The 15,509-nt window shown below is 72.1% G+C and carries 15 protein-coding genes; 11 read left to right on the plus strand and 4 right to left on the minus strand.

Annotation, left to right across the window (positions count from 1 at the left end; translation table 11 throughout):
- Positions 1 to 288: 288 nt before the first annotated feature.
- From M8I34_RS01690 to M8I34_RS01715, 6 genes are all read left to right on the plus strand, one after another.
- The gene (locus tag M8I34_RS01690) at positions 289 to 1,548 is read left to right on the plus strand and encodes a beta-ketoacyl synthase (protein ID WP_250047495.1); all 1,260 of its coding nucleotides are present in this window, start codon (positions 289 to 291) and stop codon (positions 1,546 to 1,548) included.
- A 15-nt stretch (positions 1,549 to 1,563) separates the two neighbouring features.
- Complete coding sequence (locus M8I34_RS41175) at positions 1,564 to 2,337, plus strand: GNAT family N-acetyltransferase (RefSeq protein ID WP_284049794.1); 774 nt, start codon at positions 1,564 to 1,566, stop codon at positions 2,335 to 2,337.
- Positions 2,334 to 5,015: a class III lanthionine synthetase LanKC gene (lanKC, locus tag M8I34_RS01705; RefSeq protein ID WP_284049795.1), complete on the plus strand. Its 2,682-nt coding sequence runs from the start codon at positions 2,334 to 2,336 to the stop codon at positions 5,013 to 5,015. Before M8I34_RS41175 ends, lanKC begins: the two co-directional genes overlap by 4 nt.
- A 9-nt stretch (positions 5,016 to 5,024) precedes the next feature.
- The gene (locus M8I34_RS41800; RefSeq protein ID WP_355782455.1) at positions 5,025 to 5,102 is read left to right on the plus strand and encodes a class III lanthipeptide; all 78 of its coding nucleotides are present in this window, start codon (positions 5,025 to 5,027) and stop codon (positions 5,100 to 5,102) included.
- Positions 5,103 to 5,269: 167 nt separating this feature from the next.
- Positions 5,270 to 5,467, plus strand: coding sequence for a hypothetical protein (locus M8I34_RS01710; RefSeq protein ID WP_158713136.1), 198 nt, complete (start codon positions 5,270 to 5,272; stop codon positions 5,465 to 5,467).
- 99 nt (positions 5,468 to 5,566) lie between these two features.
- Positions 5,567 to 7,423, plus strand: a complete 1,857-nt coding sequence (locus M8I34_RS01715; RefSeq protein ID WP_250047497.1) for an FAD/NAD(P)-binding protein — start codon at positions 5,567 to 5,569, stop codon at positions 7,421 to 7,423.
- A 36-nt stretch (positions 7,424 to 7,459) separates the two neighbouring features.
- Here the strand turns inward: M8I34_RS01715 and M8I34_RS01720 are convergent, their stop codons facing one another.
- On the minus strand, positions 7,460 to 8,140 hold the full coding sequence (locus M8I34_RS01720; protein WP_374210840.1) for a response regulator: 681 nt from the start codon (positions 8,138 to 8,140) through the stop codon (positions 7,460 to 7,462).
- Positions 8,141 to 8,223: 83 nt separating this feature from the next.
- Positions 8,224 to 9,372, minus strand: a complete 1,149-nt coding sequence (locus M8I34_RS41570; protein ID WP_250047499.1) for a sensor histidine kinase — start codon at positions 9,370 to 9,372, stop codon at positions 8,224 to 8,226.
- A 342-nt stretch (positions 9,373 to 9,714) separates the two neighbouring features.
- On the opposite strand from M8I34_RS41570, the gene M8I34_RS01730 reads away from it, so the two are divergent.
- The 3 genes from M8I34_RS01730 (at position 9,715) to M8I34_RS01740 (ending at position 12,051) form a co-directional block, all read left to right on the plus strand.
- Positions 9,715 to 10,497 carry a hypothetical protein gene (locus M8I34_RS01730; RefSeq protein ID WP_250047500.1) on the plus strand — a complete coding sequence of 261 codons (783 nt, stop codon included), beginning with the start codon at positions 9,715 to 9,717 and terminating at the stop codon, positions 10,495 to 10,497.
- Positions 10,498 to 10,798: 301 nt separating this feature from the next.
- Positions 10,799 to 11,464 carry a transglycosylase family protein gene (locus M8I34_RS01735; protein ID WP_250047501.1) on the plus strand — a complete coding sequence of 222 codons (666 nt, stop codon included), beginning with the start codon at positions 10,799 to 10,801 and terminating at the stop codon, positions 11,462 to 11,464.
- Between the two features lie 218 nt (positions 11,465 to 11,682).
- Positions 11,683 to 12,051 (plus strand): hypothetical protein, encoded by a 369-nt coding sequence (locus M8I34_RS01740; RefSeq protein WP_250047502.1) that lies wholly within the window; start codon positions 11,683 to 11,685, stop codon positions 12,049 to 12,051.
- A 150-nt stretch (positions 12,052 to 12,201) separates the two neighbouring features.
- Here M8I34_RS01740 and M8I34_RS01745 read toward each other — a convergent pair whose 3' ends face one another.
- Together M8I34_RS01745 and M8I34_RS01750 are read right to left on the minus strand one after the other, a co-directional pair.
- The gene (locus tag M8I34_RS01745; protein WP_250047543.1) at positions 12,202 to 12,564 is read right to left on the minus strand and encodes a hypothetical protein; all 363 of its coding nucleotides are present in this window, start codon (positions 12,562 to 12,564) and stop codon (positions 12,202 to 12,204) included.
- A 313-nt stretch (positions 12,565 to 12,877) separates the two neighbouring features.
- The gene (locus M8I34_RS01750; protein ID WP_250047503.1) at positions 12,878 to 13,165 is read right to left on the minus strand and encodes a hypothetical protein; all 288 of its coding nucleotides are present in this window, start codon (positions 13,163 to 13,165) and stop codon (positions 12,878 to 12,880) included.
- A 187-nt stretch (positions 13,166 to 13,352) separates the two neighbouring features.
- Here M8I34_RS01750 and M8I34_RS01755 point away from each other — a divergent pair, with 187 nt between their 5' ends.
- Together M8I34_RS01755 and M8I34_RS01760 are read left to right on the plus strand one after the other, a co-directional pair.
- Positions 13,353 to 14,483 carry a site-2 protease family protein gene (locus tag M8I34_RS01755; protein ID WP_250047504.1) on the plus strand — a complete coding sequence of 377 codons (1,131 nt, stop codon included), beginning with the start codon at positions 13,353 to 13,355 and terminating at the stop codon, positions 14,481 to 14,483.
- 187 nt (positions 14,484 to 14,670) lie between these two features.
- Entirely contained in the window at positions 14,671 to 15,411 is a 741-nt protein-coding gene (locus M8I34_RS01760; RefSeq protein WP_250047505.1) for a PP2C family serine/threonine-protein phosphatase, read from the plus strand.
- Positions 15,412 to 15,509 lie beyond the last annotated feature (98 nt).

Consider the following 15,509-nt stretch of genomic DNA (forward strand, 5'->3'; position numbering starts at 1 on the left):
GCCCCGCCGGCGTCCCCGCCCCGCCCGTTGCCGCTCCCTCCGGACGCGCCCCCGCATCCCGGCCCACCCCAGTCATCTGCCTGTCATAGTCAATTTTCGTGACTCTGTCAGTCACGCCCCTGAGAGCGTTTCCGCTGGTGCAAGGCCTGATGGTCAGCAGAAGCGGACCTCGCTGACTGACCGTCTTTCGCGAAGGCTGTTGACAGCACAATGACTCGCCTGTCATGTTTCTGGTCATGAGGACGCCCCAAGCGTGACAACGGGGCAGAAAAGTAGGAGGCGAGTTCCATGGAGTTGCGCGAGGATCGGCGGCGCGTTGTCGTCACCGGCTGCGGCGTGGTGTCCCCCGTGGGAAACACCACCGCGGACTTCTGGGCCGCTCTCCTGGCCGGCCGTAGCGGCCTCGGTCCCGTCACCCGCTTCGATGTCTCGGACCTCCCGGTGCGTATCGGCGGGGAGGTCACCGATTTCGACACGACCGGCTACCTCACCCCGCAGGAGGCCCGGCGCAGCGACAGCTTCACCCAGTACGCGGTGGTCGCCGCCGCCCAGGCCCTGCGAGCGGCCGGCCTCGAACCGCCGGCCGGCATCGACCCGTACCGCTTCGCCGCGGTGATCGGCTCCGGCTACGGCGCCGCCCACGCGATCCAGCAGCAGTACGACGTCCTCAAGGAGAAGGGCCCGCGGCGGGTCTCCCCGTACCACTCGGTCCTCACCGCCATCGACCACCCGGCCAGCCTGCTGTCCATCAAGTACGGGATCAACGGCCCCAGTTGTGCGGTCTCCGCGGCCTGTGCCACCGGCGCGGTGGCCATCGGCGAGGCGACCGAGATGATCCGCTCCGGCCGCGCCGATATCGCCCTGGCCGGCGGCGCGGACGATTCCCTCACCGCCACCGACCTGGCCGGCACCGCCAACGCGCAGGCCCTCTCCCGCCGCAACGAGGACCCCGAAGGAGCCAGCCGGCCCTTCGACCGGGACCGCGCCGGCTTTGTGATGGCCGTCGGTGCCGGAGTCCTGACCTTGGAGGAGGCCGGGCACGCCGAGCGCCGGGGCGCACCGATCCTCGCCGAGGTGGCCGGGTACGCCGCCACCACGGACGCCCATCATGTGACCGCCCTCGACCCGACCGGCGCCGGAGCCATCCGCGCCGTGCGCGGTGCGCTCGCCGACGCGGGCCGGGCTCCCGAGGAGGTCGGGCAGGTCAGTGCCCACGGCACCGGCACCGTGCAGAACGACCGCATCGAGGCGGCGATCCTGCGCGAGGTGCTCGGCCCCGACCAGCTGCCCCGTACACCGATCACCGCCGTCAAGAGCATGACCGGGCACATGCTCGGTGCGTCCGGAGCCGTCGAGGCGATCGCCGCGGTGCTCTCGCTGCGGGACCGCAAGATCCCACCGATCCGTAACTGCGACCACCCCGAGGAACCGGATCTCGACCTGGTGGTCAAGGGTGCCCGCGACTGGGACGGCGACGTGGTGCTGAGCAATTCGTTCGGATTCGGCGGCCACAACGCCGTACTCGTACTGACCCGCTACACAGGCTGAGGAGGGAGACGCATCATGCAGGGACGACTGGTGACCTTGGAATGGCCCGGCGACGACGACTGGGCGGCGATCGCCTCCTGGCTGCGGCCCGGCTCGCCGGCCGCCGTGCTCAGCGGGGACTGGGAGCTGCTGGGCGCCGCCGAGGTCGAAGCGGCCAACCGCTCGGGGCGGGTCCACCATCTGGTGATCCGTACGAAGGACGGCGACGGCATCGGCACCGTCAGCTACCAGCGCAGCGGCCGGATCGGCGGCTTCACCGTCGGCGGCGCGATCGGCTCCCCCGAGCTGTGGCGCCGCGGCTACGGCGCGGAGGCGGTCGTCCTGCTCGTCGACTACCTCTTCCACCAACTCGACGCGCACCGGGTGCAGGTCACCACCGCCGGTTACAACAAGGGCATCATCCGGCTGATGACCAAGACCCCGTTCGTGGTCGAGGGCATCCTGCGCGACCACTGCTATCTCGACGGCGCGTACCACGACTCGATCGTGTGGGGGCTGCTCCGCGACGAGCACTACGCCTCGCTGAAGCCCAGTGAGGACAACCGCGTACTGGCCGTGGGGCTCGAAGACTTCGTGGACGGGGACGACAAGGCCCAGGCCCGCGCCGTCCTCGCCGAGCATCTGACGACGACCGGGCGCACCGCCCTCGCGCAGTTCCTGGACGACGCCCCCGCACCGCACGACAAGGCCACGCCCGACGCCGCCGCCCGTGCCGACGGGCTCCATGACACCGCCCGGACCGACGAGCCCGTGCCGGCCGTCGCCGCCCCCGCGCGAGGTGCCGCATGAGAGACGGCGCCGAGAGCTTCGCCCTGGCCGACCGCACCTTCTTCGACTGGCCCGGCAACTGGGACCTGGAGGCCACCCGCTTCCCCGCCCCGGCACTCCCCGACGGCTGGACCCGCGACGACAACGACGCCTGGACCTTCTGCCGCCCGCCCGAGGACCACCTCCCCGACCAGGGCTGGAAGATCCACGTCAGCGCGGCCCAGGAGGACGCCCACCGCACCCTCGCCGATGTCGCCGCCTACTGCACCCGGCACGGCATCGCCTTCAAGTACCTCAAGAGCGCCAACGTCCTGCGTGCCCTGAGCCGCAAGTACGCCCAGCGCTCCTCCGCCGGCAAGCTGCTGACCGTCTACCCCGTGGACGAGGCCGAGCTGGCCCGCACCCTCGAAGGCCTGGACGCGCTCGTCGGCGGCCGGCCGGGACCGTACGTCCTCACCGATCTGCGCTTCCGCGAGGGCCCGCTGTACGTACGCTACGGCGGCTTCCGCACCCGCTACATGGAAGACGCCGACGGCGAGCTGGTGACGGCCTTCCGGCGCCCCGACGGCACACCGGAACCGGACCGCCGCGCCCCGGTCTTCCACACCCCCGACTGGGTGGCGACACCGGACATCCTCAAGGACTCGCTGGCCGCCCGGCAGGCCGTGGACGACTTCCCGTACCGGATCACCGGTGCGCTGCACTTCTCGCACGGCGGCGGCGTCTACCGCGCCGAGCCGGCCGGCGACCACGCCCTCGGCGCCGGGGAGCGCAGCGTCGTCCTCAAGGAGGGCCGGCCGTACTCCGGTACGGACGGCGTCGGCCGCGACGCGGTCGCCCGGCTCGCCCATGAGCACCGGATCCTGGCGAAGCTGGCCGGACTGCCCGGCATCCCCCGCACCTTCGGCACCTTCCAGGTCCGCGACCACCTGTTCCTGGTCCTGGAGGAGGTCGAGGGGCAGGACTTCCAGTCCTGGCTGGCCGGGATCTATCCGCTGACCGTGCCCGAACCCGACGAGGCGGCCGTGGCCGCCCACCGGGACCGCGCCCTGGCCCTGTTCGGCCGGATCGAGGCGCTGATCGCCTCGGTGCACGGGCGCGGGGTACGCATCGGCGACCTGCACCCGGGCAACTTCATCATCCAGCCCGGCGACATCCCCGTCCTGCTGGACTTCGAGGTGGCCGACGCGATCGACCTGGCCACCCCCAGCAGCCTCGGCGCCCCGGGCTTCCACCGGGCCGACGCCACCGGCGCGGACGGTGACCACTACGCACTGGCCGCCATCGCGCTGTGGCTGTTCCTGCCGCTCGCCGCGCTCGGCGGGCTGGCCCCCGACAAGGCGTCGGCGCTGCTCGACACCGCGGCACGCCGGTTCGGCCTCCCGGGCGACCTGGTGGCACGGCTGGCCCCGCAGCTCGCCCCCAACGACAACACGACCTCCCCGCTCCGCAGCGCCCCAGGGGCGTTCCCGCCGCCCGACGTACTGACCTCGATCGGCCGCGGGCTGCGCGACAGCGCCACCCCGCACCGTGAAGACCGGCTGTACCCCGGCGACTTCGCCCAGTTCGCCGAGGGCGGCGCGGGCTTCGGACACGGCGCGGCCGGCGTCCTGTGGGCCCGCCACACCGTCCTCGGGGAACGCGACGAGGAGGGCGCGGCCTGGCTGCGCGCCGCCGTCGACCGGGTCCCCGCCGAGCGGACCGGCTTCTACGACGGCCTGCACGGAATGGCCTACGTCTTGAGGGAGTTGGGCGACGACGAGGGAGCCCTGCGTGCCCTCGACCGGGCCGCTGACCGGCTCTCCGTACGCCGCTGCCCCAGCCTCTACCGCGGCCTGTCCGGCGTCGGTCTGAACCTTCTGCACTTCGCCGACGCGCTGGACAGCGACGCCCTGCGGCAGCAGGCCCTCGGCCTCGCCGACCGGGTCACCGAGCGGCTCGCGGCGGCCCGCACCGAGCCCGTCGAGCACAAGCGCCGCCGTGGCTCCACCCATGCCGCCGGGCTGATGTACGGCTGGTCGGGACCGGCGCTGTTCCTGCTCCGCGCCCACCGGGCCACCGGCGACCGGGGCCTGCTGGACGAGGCGGTCCGGGCCGTGCACCGCGACCTCGACCGCTGCGCGTCAGGACCGCAGGACACCCTTCAGGTCGACGAGGGATTCCGGCTGCTGCCCTATCTCGACAACGGCAGCGCGGGCATCGCCCTCGTGGCGGCCGAACTCCTGCGCCACCGCGACGACGCGCGGATCCGCGAGGCCCTGCCGGCCCTGCTGCGGGCCTGCTCCTCCGACTTCGTCATCGAATCGGGGCTGTGGGGCGGACGCGCCGGACTGATCGGCACCCTCGCCACCTTGCGCGAGTGGGTCCCGCTGCCCGCGGAGACCGCCGAGCGGCAACTGCGCCGCCATCTGACCAACCTTCACCAGCACGCCATGACGCTGAACGGCGCGACGGTCTTCCCCTGTGACGGCCGGGCCCGGATCTCCATGGACGTGGCCACCGGCGGGGCCGGCGTACTGCTGGCCCTCGGCGCCGCCGAACGGGGCACCGAACTGCTCCCGTTCCTCACTGACTCGCGGTCCGCCGCGGCCGTTCACTCGGCCGCCCCGGAGCGCGCCCGCGGCACCCATGGTGCCGCGAACCCCACCGCCCCGTCCGGGACGGCGGGCACAGCGGACAACGGAAGGGAGGTGTCGTAAATGACCATCATGGATCTTCAGGGTCTGGAGGTGCCGGGCGAGCGTGAGGCCCAGGCGCTCGGCTCCACCGTCAGCACCGGCTGCTGATGTGACGCCGGCGGGCCGTGCACCGCAATGCCCGTCCCGCCGGCTCCAGGTGTCCCGCAACGGCACCTGGGACATCAGCTCCGCTGTCCACCGTTCCTGCTCATCCCCGAAGGGAGGTGTCGCAATGACCATCATGGATCTTCAGGGTCTGGAGGTGCCGGGCGAGCGTGACGCTCAGGCGCTCGGCTCCACCGTCAGCGGCGGCTGCTGACACCGAGTTCGGTGTCCTCTACGCACTGTACGCACCCGGATCGGACAACGGAAGGGAGGGGTTCGAGATGAGCATCATGGATCTTCAGGGTCTGGAGGTGCCGGGCGAGCGTGACGCCCAGGCGCTCGGTTCCACCGTCAGCGGCGGCTGCTGACACGGCGCCCGGTGGTCCCGTGCTTCGCGCACGGGCCACCGGGCCCCCTTTTTGTGCGTGCACCCCACGTCCGGACAGCGGCCAACGGACGGAGTCCAGTTGAACGACCACACGGGCCCGGCCCGCTCCCTCTGCATCATCGGCTGCGGCCCGCGCGGCGCCTCGATCGTCGAGCGGATCCTCGCCAACGTCCCGGCCCTGTACGGCGACCGGCCCCTGGATCTGCACATCGTCGACCCGTACCCGCCGGGCGCCGGCCGCACCTGGCGCACCGGCCAGTCCGGCCTGCTGTGGATGAACTCCGCCGCCGAGCAGGTCACGATGTACCCGGACGAGAGCGTGGAGTGCGACGGGCCGCCCCGGCCCGGCCCCACGACCGCCGGCTGGCTCGACGCCCCGCTCCACGACGGCGCCTACGCCGCCCGCCGCGACCAGGGCCGCTATCTGCGCCACTTCTTCGCGACCGTGACCCGTGAACGGCCCGCCTCGGTACGGCTGTACGTCCACCGGGCCCGGGTGACCGATCTGCGGCGCACGTCCGCCGACGGGGCGGCAGCGGACGGGCGGGGCCGCCAGCAGGTGATCCTCGACTCCGGGGAACCCCCCTTCCCCGCCGACCGGGTGGTGTTCGCGCAGGGCCATACGGAGACCCTCGCCGCCCCCGTACCGGCCGGTCTGACCCGGATCGGCCCCGGGCCCGCCGACGCGGAGGCGCTGGAGCGCATCCCGGCCGGTGCGCCCGTCGTCGTCCGCGGCCTCGGTCTGGTCTTCATCGACTGTCTGGCGCTGCTGACGGAGGGCCGTGGCGGCCGCTTCACGCGCACCCCGGACGGTGCGCTGCGCTATCTGCCGTCCGGGCGCGAGCCGCGGCTGTACGCCGGCTCCCGCCGGGGCGTTCCGCTGCCGCCCAAACCGGCCAAACCGGGGCCCGCGGCACCGGCCACGGCACCGGCCGCCGCCCCCCGCTTCGCCACCGTCGACGCCTGCCGCGCCCGGCTGTCCCGGCCCGGCGCCACCTTCGCCCGCGATGCCTGGCCGCTGGTGGTGGCCGAACTGGGCTGGTGCCACTACCGCGCGCTCTTCGCGGAACAGCCCGCTCGTACCCGTATGAGCTGGCAGGACTTCGACGCCCAGTACGCCGTGCTGATCACCGACGCCGACCGGCTGGCCAAACTCGCCCGTGCCGCGGTGCCCGACCCCGCCGACCGCCTCGACCTGGACCGGCTGGCCGCGCCGCTGGCCGGGCTGCGGTTCGCGGACACCGAAGACCTCCAGCGGCAGCTGCGCGGCCACCTCGCCGAGGTGCTGCAACGCCGCACGGGCCCGGCGCGCGGTGTCGACACGGCCCTGGTCGACGCCCTCCAGCGGGTCGGCTCGGTCATCGAGGAGCTGTGGCGGTCCGGGGGCCTGGATGCCCACCATGTCGATGAGGCGCTGCGGCACTTCGCGCTCGGTACGTACCTCAGCTCGGGCCCGCCGCCGCTGCGCGCCGCACAGCTGCTGGCGCTGGCCGAGGCGGGGATCGTGACGTTCGTGGGGCCCGGGATGCGGGTCGAGGCCCTGGGCGGGGACGAGACCGGGGACGAGGCCGGGGCCGGGGAGCGTGCTCCGGGCGGCGCCGTCTTCCGCGCGAGCAGCCCCGCCGTGCCCGGCGCCGTGCACGAGGCGGCCGTCCTGCTCGACGCCCGCCTTGCGGCTCCCGGCCCGGACCGGGTCACCGACCCCCTGCTGCGCGCCCTGCTGTCCCGCGGCGAGCTGGTCCAGGAGCACACCGAGGACGGAGCGGGCGGCATGCTGCACCTGTCCGGCGCGGGTCTGCATCCCGTCGATGCGTCCGGCGCCGTGCACCGGGACCGGATCATCGCCGGACCGGCCCAGTTCCCCCGTCCGCACACCAACGCCGTCTACTTCCGCCAGAACGACGCCCTGGCGCGCGGACTGCTCACCGACGGGTGACGCCGGGGGCCGCACCCCCCCCGCGTCCGGCCCCGTTCAGCCCCGCAGGGCGATCCCGTGCTGCTGCGCCAGAATCGCGGCCTGCACCCGGCTGCGCAGATGCAGCTTCGACAGAATGCGGCTGGTGTGTGTCTTCACGGTGCCCTCCGCGAGGTGGAGGGTCTCGGCGATGGCGCTGTTGGGCAGCCCGCGGGCGATACAGGCCAGCACCTCCAACTCCCGTTTGGTGAGGGTGTCGAGGGCCTGTGTGGCGCCGTCCGGCAGCGTGGGGCCGGTCGCCGGCGGCCGGCCGGCGAACTCGGTGATCAGTCGCCGGGCGATGGCCGGGGTGAGGAACCCGTCCCCGTACGCCACCTCCCGTACCGCGCTGACCAGTACGGCCGGTTCCGCGTTCTTGAGGATGAAGCCGCCGGCGCCGGCCCGCAGCGCCCCGAAGATGTACTCGTTGAGGTCGAAGGTGGTCAGCACCAGCACCTCCGCGAGCCCGCGCTCCACGATCCTGCGGGTCGCGGCGACCCCGTTGAGCTGCGGCATCTGTACGTCCATCAGCACGACATCGGGCCGCAGTTCGGCGGCCATCCGGACCGCCGTGGCACCGTCACCGGCCTCACCGACCACCGTGATGCCCGGGTCGGTCTGCAACACCAGGACCAGCCCGGACCGTACGGCGGCCTGGTCATCGGCCACCAGCACCCGTATGCCCTCGGGCCTGTCCACCGGAGCCTGGGCCGGCGCACCGGCCGGCCCGCCCCTCCGCTCGTCCGTCACTGAGTCCTCCACTGGCTGCGCCACCTTTCTCGTCAGGAGTTCTGGGTCAGCGGGAGCACGGCCCGCACCCGCCAGCGCCCGGGGGCGGTGCGGTCGGGTCCCGCGTCGAAGATGCCGCCGACCAGGGCGGCCCGTTCGGACATCCCGGCGAGCCCGGCGCCCGCTCCGGTGGTCAGCTGCTCCACGGGGCGCTGCCGGGCCCGGCCGTCGGGGCGGGTCAGCGGGCTGTCGACCGAGATGGTCAGCTGCTCGGCGCCGGCCTCGCAGCGGATCCGCACCCGCCCCGCCGAGGCATGCTTGAGGACATTGGTCAGCGCCTCCTGCACGATGCGGTACGCCGTCACCTCGATCACCGAGGACACCTCGGGGAAGCTCTCGGGGAATTCGGTGTGCAGGGTCAGCGCCGCCGCGTCGGCGGCCGGACGTGCCTGATCGACCAGTGCCCCCAGCGCGTTCAACTGTGGCCGGTCCCAGTCGTCGTCCACCCCCCGGTCGGACCGCAACAGCACCACCATCCGCCGCATTTCGGCCAGTCCCTGCACACTGTTCTCGCGTATCACCGCGAGCGCCCGCAGCACCGGATCCTCCTCGGCCGCCCCGTCCTTCCCTCCTTTCGCCTCGGTCAGGGAGAGCACGGCGCTGGAGTGGATGGCGATGGCGCTGAGGTGGTTGGCCACCAGATCGTGCAGCTCACGGGCCATACGGGTGCGCTCGGTCTGGAGCACGGTCTTGCGGTCCAGCTCCGCCAGCCGGTTGATCTGCGCGGCGCGCTGCCGCTCGGCGTCGGCCCGCTCCTTGTGGTTGCGGATCAACACCCCGGTCCATACCGGGGAGATGAGCAGCAGCGCGACGATGACACCGGTCGTCACCCCCTCCGAGCGGTCGCCGGTGAGGACGAGGACGACGGTGGTGGCGAGGGTGGCCGCGATGGTCCCGACCTGAAGCACCCGGCACAGCCACGGGGCTCCGTACAGCGCTGCCGCATAGAGCAGGTCCGTATAGACCAGGAGGGGGCCCAGGCCGCCGCTGGAGGTCGTCTCCACGGTGACGGTGAGGGTGCCGACGGCGACCGCGGCCGGCGGCAGGGTGCTGCGCAGGGCGGTCGCGGCACACAGCACGAGGACCGGCAGGACGGCCTGCCAGGCGGGGATATCGCCTCCCATGACCCGTGGGCCGCCCACGACATACAGGATCAGGCAGCCGGCAAAGAAACCGACTGCCAATCTGATGTCACGGAGCGGTATGGGGCGGCGGCGCGCGTGCGTACTTGTGAAAAGACGTAACCACACATGAGGACAGTACTTCGGTGCGTTGCCCGTTTTCCTGGCCCTGGCGCCCGAATTTGGGTCTCTCCCTCGTACATCGAAGTATGTAGCCGTACATCAGCAAGAGGGATGACTCGAAGGCTCCGGAGGATCTGCAAACCTTGGGCTGTCTGTATCGATCGATGTAGGCGAAAAAGGGGGAGACCCATCGCATGACGGGCCGTCACTCACCCAGTACGGCCTCGGCACCGTTCAACTGTGGAGGACGGAAAGTACGTGGAAACGAACGCCGCTCTTCTCGAACTCTGTCCGGAGCCCCTTGACCAGGGGGTTCCTGACCACCGGCAGCATCCCGGCCAGGCTCGCCGGGGGCCGCTGGCCGCTGCGCCCGCAACTGCTCACGATCACCCGGATGTCCTGTCCACACCCGTCCCGATATTCGTCGTCCCCTTAGGATCCACCCCCGCCGGCGGATCCGGAACGGGGCTGTCCCCCGACGACTGCCGGCGGCTCAACGGCCACTCCAGAGCCACGCTCGACGGCACGTCCCGCAGCCGGCTGCTGGGCCGGCTTCCCGACCGGGTGAGCGCCGCGATGGCCGCCGCCACCCACTGGCAGCTGTACGGCACCCGCGGCCTGCTGGTCGTGGCCTGCGGCGACGACGCCCGCCAGATGGGCTTCTCGGTGGAATCCGTCCGCCCCGAAACGTCCCCGCCGCACACCCCGTACGAGGTGCTGACCGCCCATGAATCACGCACCGCGGCGCGCTGCCCGGCCGCTGAACGGGAGCGCCTCGTCACCCGTTTCTGGGTCCGCAAGGACGCCGCCCTCCAGGCCGTCGGCCGTGGCCTGTCCCTCGCGCCCGAACGCATCGAGGCCGGTTTCCCCGCCGACCGCGGCACGGTCACCGTCCCCGGGCCCTATGGCTTCGAAGTGCCCGTTTTCGTAAGGAACTTCACGTTCTCCCCCTCCTACGAGTTCGCCGTCGCCACCCCGGAACCCCTTGCCCTCACCCCGTCTTTCGCCTATTCGGTCACGTAGATGCCCGTTTCCACAGGGGCGGTGACAAGCGCACCGGTCCGCAATTGCTTCGGCTGGCTTGAATTCGGATCTTGACATAGGGCGGCGGCACCGGAAATAGCGGCGCAATCGCACGGCCACGGGGCCTTTTGGGCCATGAGAGGCGAGGCGTCTCGCCTTGCACCCACCCGGGTGAAACACGCGCATGTCGTGCTCCCCAGGCATGCCGAAAACCATATTGCCGGGTTAGTTGGTGCGTGCCCACCGGTCGTGGCGAGTACTCCGTCACGGCGCTGCCGGAGCACAGCGGAGGAATCCCGTGATGCCGTCGCCCCTCGCCAAACGGTCCGTCGAAACGCTGCTGTCCGTGCTGCTGGTCCTCCTGAGCGTCGTCGGCCCGGCCGGCCCGAGTGCCGCGGCCGCCGGCCCGGCCGCAGCATCGCCGGGACCCGACTGGGAGCGCATCGCCGCCTGCGAGAGCAACGGCCGCTGGCACATCAACACCGGCAACGGCTACCACGGCGGTCTCCAGATCGACCTCGCCACCTGGCGCGCCTACGGCGGCCACCGCTACGCCCCGCGTGCCGACCTCGCCACCCGCGCCGAGCAGATCGCCGTCGGCAAGCGCATCGTCCGGGACCGCGGCCTGTCCGCCTGGCCCAACTGCGCCCGCACGGCCACGAGCGGCTCCGCCGGCTCCAGCGCCGCCTCCGCGAGCGGCTCCGGCGACAGCTCCGCCACGGCCGCCCGGCAGTCCCCGTCGGCCGCCCCCGGCCCGCAACAGGCCGCCGCCACGCGCGGCCGCACCTCCACCGCCGGCGCCGCCGCCCGCAGCTATGTCGTCCAGCCCGGCGACTGCCTCTCCGTCATCGCCGAGCGCACCCACACCCCGGGCGGCACCAAGGCCCTGTACGAGGCGAACAAGGACGCACTCGACCAGGGACCGGACCACATCTACCCGGGACAGCGGCTGCGGCTGCGGGGGTGAGGACGGCACCTCGGCCGCGGCGCGGGGAGGTGCCGTCCACGCCGCCGGCGGAGCCCGTTGCCGTGGTCGCGCAAGGAGCCGTCACGGTGAATCCACTGATCGGTCAGAGTGAATGAGCGGGACGGGCCGTTGCTCAGGCTTGGTGGATGGGGCACGGCCCGGTAGCAAGACCGCGGGGTACCCCAAACCGCGAGGTGCAGGAGCACACAGTGAAGAACATGGCACGCGTCAATTTTGTGATCGCAGGAGCTTGCGGCCTGCTCCTGGCCGCTGGTGGGATGTCGCCCGCCCAGGCGTGGGGCGGGCCGTGGGGCGGAGGTGACAGCGTGTGGGACAGCGACACCTACGCCAGCTTCCACGCCGGACTGCACTGCCCGCGTCGGGCGAGGGTCTGCGTCAACGGCCCGTTGAACAGCGGAAACCTCCAGAACTCGCAGAACGTCTACATGCGGGGCAACAACAACGACAGCGGCAGTCCGACCAACATCAACGGAAACACCAACTCGCACGACGAGACGCATGGCGTCGAGTCGAGGACCCGGAACCACCTCCAGAACGTCGGTCGCCACCACAGGCAGGGTCTGTGACCCGACGCTGATCCGGTCTTTCCGGCGGACGGGGCGCTCTCGGGGGCTCCGGTCCACAAAAGGCGATCGCCCGGCGGAGTGCGCCGGGCGATCGCGGGACGGCTCGCGAAGAGGCCGTGGCCGTAGCCGTATCAGGAGGCCATATCCGTATCAGTGGAGGAAGCCTCCGAGGATGCGCTGGATGTTGTTGCTGCTGTTCGACGAAGCGCCGGTGGCCGAGTTGGCGCTGTTGGTGGACCCGTTGGTGTTGGCGATGTTGCCGCTGTTGTTCGGGTTGCCGTGGTTGAGGAAGTTGCCGCTGTTCAGGCTGTTGCCGCTGTGTACCGGCCCGTTGATGCAGGGGTGCGGCGACTTGAAGACCGGTGACTTGTAGTTGAAGTCGGCGAGACGGTTGTTGCAGATCACCCCGGAGACCATGCCGGCCACCGTGCCCACGTCCGCGCCCACCGCCGCCGAGAGCAGGGACTCGCCCGGCAGGGTCACCGCATGGGCCGCTCCGCTGCCGAGCAGCATCAGCCCACACGTCCCGACGATGGTTCCTGCCTGCACAATTCTTCTCACGTCGCTCCTCGCCTCTTCGACCTACTGATGCCAGACGTATCGTGCTGCCGTTGTCGGCCCGCAACGTCGTTCAACCCGCGGGAAGCAAAACGCTCGGCGGCCACAATCAGCCGGGTGGCCCAACAGCTCGCAAGGGTTTCCGTGGCGGTGGAGGAGTGTGCGCGGGCCCGCCGGCCGGCCCCGGTGGCATGCCGTGGCGAGAGAAGAGACCCCCAGGGCCTCCAGAGCCCCTGGAGCCCCAGTGCCCCCGGTGCTCCCAGTGCCTCTAGAGCACCAGCCGTTCCGGCATGGGCTGCTCCACGCCGTCCAGCTCCAGCGTGCACCGGGGCATGGAGGGGACGAGGTGTGGCTGGCGCAGCAGGACCCGGAAGGGGTGGGCGGGCTCTTCGGGGAGTTCGCCGGTCAGCACGTTCATGCCGGCGCTGTGCTCCTTCTGGTACGCGACGACCTTGCCGTCGACCAGCAGCTCGATCTCCCCGGAGCGGCCGGGCCCGACATTGACCGTGATCGAGTGATCACCCTGGTCCAGGTGGAAGTGGTGGCTCTGTCCCATGACGCACCTCCGGCGGTTCCGTCCGTACGGCCGGCGTGGCACCCGTACGACCAGCGGTCTTTTCCTGCCTCCAGCGTAGGTTTTGCGAGCGACAATTGTGGTGGGCGCCGGACCGGCCGGTTCACGGAGTGCAGGCCGCCCAGGCCTGCCCGCAGGAACCGGGCGCCGGGCCGGCCAGGAGACGCCGATGAACGGCTCGGTCCGTGTCGGACATGTGGTCGGGGTGCCGCTGCGCATGCACTGGAGCGTGCCGCTGCTGGTGGGCCTGTTCGCGTACGGACTCGGCCACCAGGGCCTTCCGGTCTGGACGCCGGGCCGGTCGGACACCGTGTACGCCGTCGCCGGTGTCGCCGGGGCCGTGCTGCTCATGGGGAGCCTGCTGCTGCACGAGACGGCGCACGCCGCGACCGCCCGGCGGAAGCAGATCTCGGTCCAGGACGTGACGCTGTGGGCGCTGGGCGGTACGACCCGGATGGGGCGGCCGCAGACCGCGGCGGCGGCCTTCGCGGTGGCCGTCAGCGGGCCGCTGATCAGCCTGGTCATCGGTGGGGTGGCGCTGGGGGCCGGGATCGGGCTGCACGAGCTGTCCGGCTGGGCGGTGCCCTCGGTCGTCCTGGCGTGGCTGGGCTGGGCGAATCTCTTCCTGGGCGTGTTCAATCTGCTGCCCGCCGTGCCGTTGGACGGCGGGCGGGTGGTGCAGGCGGTGCTGTGGTGGCGCACCGGGGACCGGGACCGGGCGGATCTGGCGGCCTCGCGGGGCGGCCAGATCATGGGGATGCTGCTGGTGGCCGCCGGCTGGATCTCCGTGCTCCGCGGGGCGCCGGGCGGGCTGTGGATCGTCTTCATCGGTCTCTTCGTCATGATCGTCGCCGGGGCGGAGCGGCGCCGTGCCGCCCTGCACACCGCGCTGCGCGGGGTACCGGTCTCCGACGCCATGTCCAGCCCGGTGGTGAGCGGCGCCGACTGGCTGACCGTCCAGCGCTTCATCGACGAGGTGGCCGTGCACTCCCGCCACTCCGCGCTGCCGCTGCTCGACTTCGACGGCCGCCCCAGCGGCCTGGTGCAGATCCGCCGGCTCGCGGCGGTCCCCGGTCCGGGCCGGGAGACGGTGCGGGTGCGCGAGGTGGCCACGCCGCTGTCCCAGTGCGCGGTCGCCGCTCCGGACGAGCTGCTGAGCGAGGCGCTCGACCGGGTCAGCCTGCGCACCGGCGCGCGCATCCTCGTCGTGGACGCGGGGCATCTGGTCGGGATCGTCACGGGGAAGGACATCGGCCGGCTGATGCGGCGGAGCACGCTGAGCGGCAAGCAGTCCGGCTGAGCGGCGAGGTGGCCGGCTGAGTGGCCAGCAGTCCGGCCGACCGGCCAGAGTACGGCCGACCGGCCGGCCCGTCCGCCGTCGATGCCTTCAACGGGCGCGCGGGGCCGGCCGGCGGTCACAATGGTGGTACGGCACGCCACGGGGGACGAGGGCCTGCCGGAGCGCCGCACGGAGCCGGACACGAGCCATGCCGTACCTCACCGTGACCGCCCTGAGCCACACCGGACTGATCCGCGAGCACAACGAGGACAGCCTGGTGGCCGGCCCCTGGACCCTCTGCGGCACAGTGACCGAGAACCCGCAGACCCTGGTGTTCCCGCTCGGCAGCCCGCTGGTCGTCGCGGCCGCCGACGGTATCGGGGGGCAGCCGGGCGGGGAGGTGGCCAGTGCGCTGACCGTCCGGCAACTGGCCGCGCTCGGTCCCTCACTGGGCAGCGAGGACGCCGTCCGGGATGCCGTGAAACTCTGCAACCACGCGGTGTACGCGGCCGCCGAACGGGACCCGGAGCTGACCACCATGGGCACCACGGTCGCCGGCGTGGTCGTGCAGGAGAAGTCCCTGCTGGTGTTCAACGTCGGTGACAGCCGGGTGTTCGACGCGCCCGCGGACGGGCTGCGCCAGGTGAGCGTGGACGACAGCCCGCCGCTGTCGCCGGGGCGGCGCACCACCTCGCTCGTCACCCAGGCGCTCGGCGGCGCGGTGGCGTTCAGCGCCGTCACCCCGCACCTCACGACCGTGCCGCTCTCCGTGGGCGACCGCTACCTGGTGTGCACCGACGGTCTGACCGATCCCGTTCCGCAGGATGTCCTCGACGAACTGCTGCGGCTGCACACCGGCGGCCGGGCCGCCTTCGAGCTGTGGAAGTCGGCGATCGAGGCGGGCGGCCCCGACAACATCACGCTGGCGCTGCTCACCGTCGGGGAGTAGGGAGGGCGGGACCCGGCCGACGGCCGACGGCGCCCTCGGGATAACCCCACCACGGATGTCCCGGCAGCCGGATGGGCGGCGGCGCCTCGCTCAACAAC

This window comes from Streptomyces sp. MCA2 (assembly GCF_023544705.1).
GTDB lineage: Bacteria > Actinomycetota > Actinomycetes > Streptomycetales > Streptomycetaceae > Streptomyces > Streptomyces decoyicus.

Coding starts and splice junctions, on each gene's coding strand:
- M8I34_RS01690 (WP_250047495.1), top strand. CDS start 289: ATGGAGTTGCGCGAGGATCGGCGGCGCGTTGTCGTCACCGGCTGCGGC.
- M8I34_RS41175 (WP_284049794.1), top strand. CDS start 1,564: ATGCAGGGACGACTGGTGACCTTGGAATGGCCCGGCGACGACGACTGG.
- lanKC (WP_284049795.1), top strand. CDS start 2,334: ATGAGAGACGGCGCCGAGAGCTTCGCCCTGGCCGACCGCACCTTCTTC.
- M8I34_RS41800 (WP_355782455.1), top strand. CDS start 5,025: ATGGATCTTCAGGGTCTGGAGGTGCCGGGCGAGCGTGAGGCCCAGGCG.
- M8I34_RS01735 (WP_250047501.1), top strand. CDS start 10,799: ATGCCGTCGCCCCTCGCCAAACGGTCCGTCGAAACGCTGCTGTCCGTG.
- M8I34_RS01740 (WP_250047502.1), top strand. CDS start 11,683: ATGGCACGCGTCAATTTTGTGATCGCAGGAGCTTGCGGCCTGCTCCTG.
- M8I34_RS01745 (WP_250047543.1), bottom strand. CDS start 12,564: ATGCTGCTCGGCAGCGGAGCGGCCCATGCGGTGACCCTGCCGGGCGAG.
- M8I34_RS01750 (WP_250047503.1), bottom strand. CDS start 13,165: ATGGGACAGAGCCACCACTTCCACCTGGACCAGGGTGATCACTCGATC.
- M8I34_RS01755 (WP_250047504.1), top strand. CDS start 13,353: ATGAACGGCTCGGTCCGTGTCGGACATGTGGTCGGGGTGCCGCTGCGC.
- M8I34_RS01760 (WP_250047505.1), top strand. CDS start 14,671: ATGCCGTACCTCACCGTGACCGCCCTGAGCCACACCGGACTGATCCGC.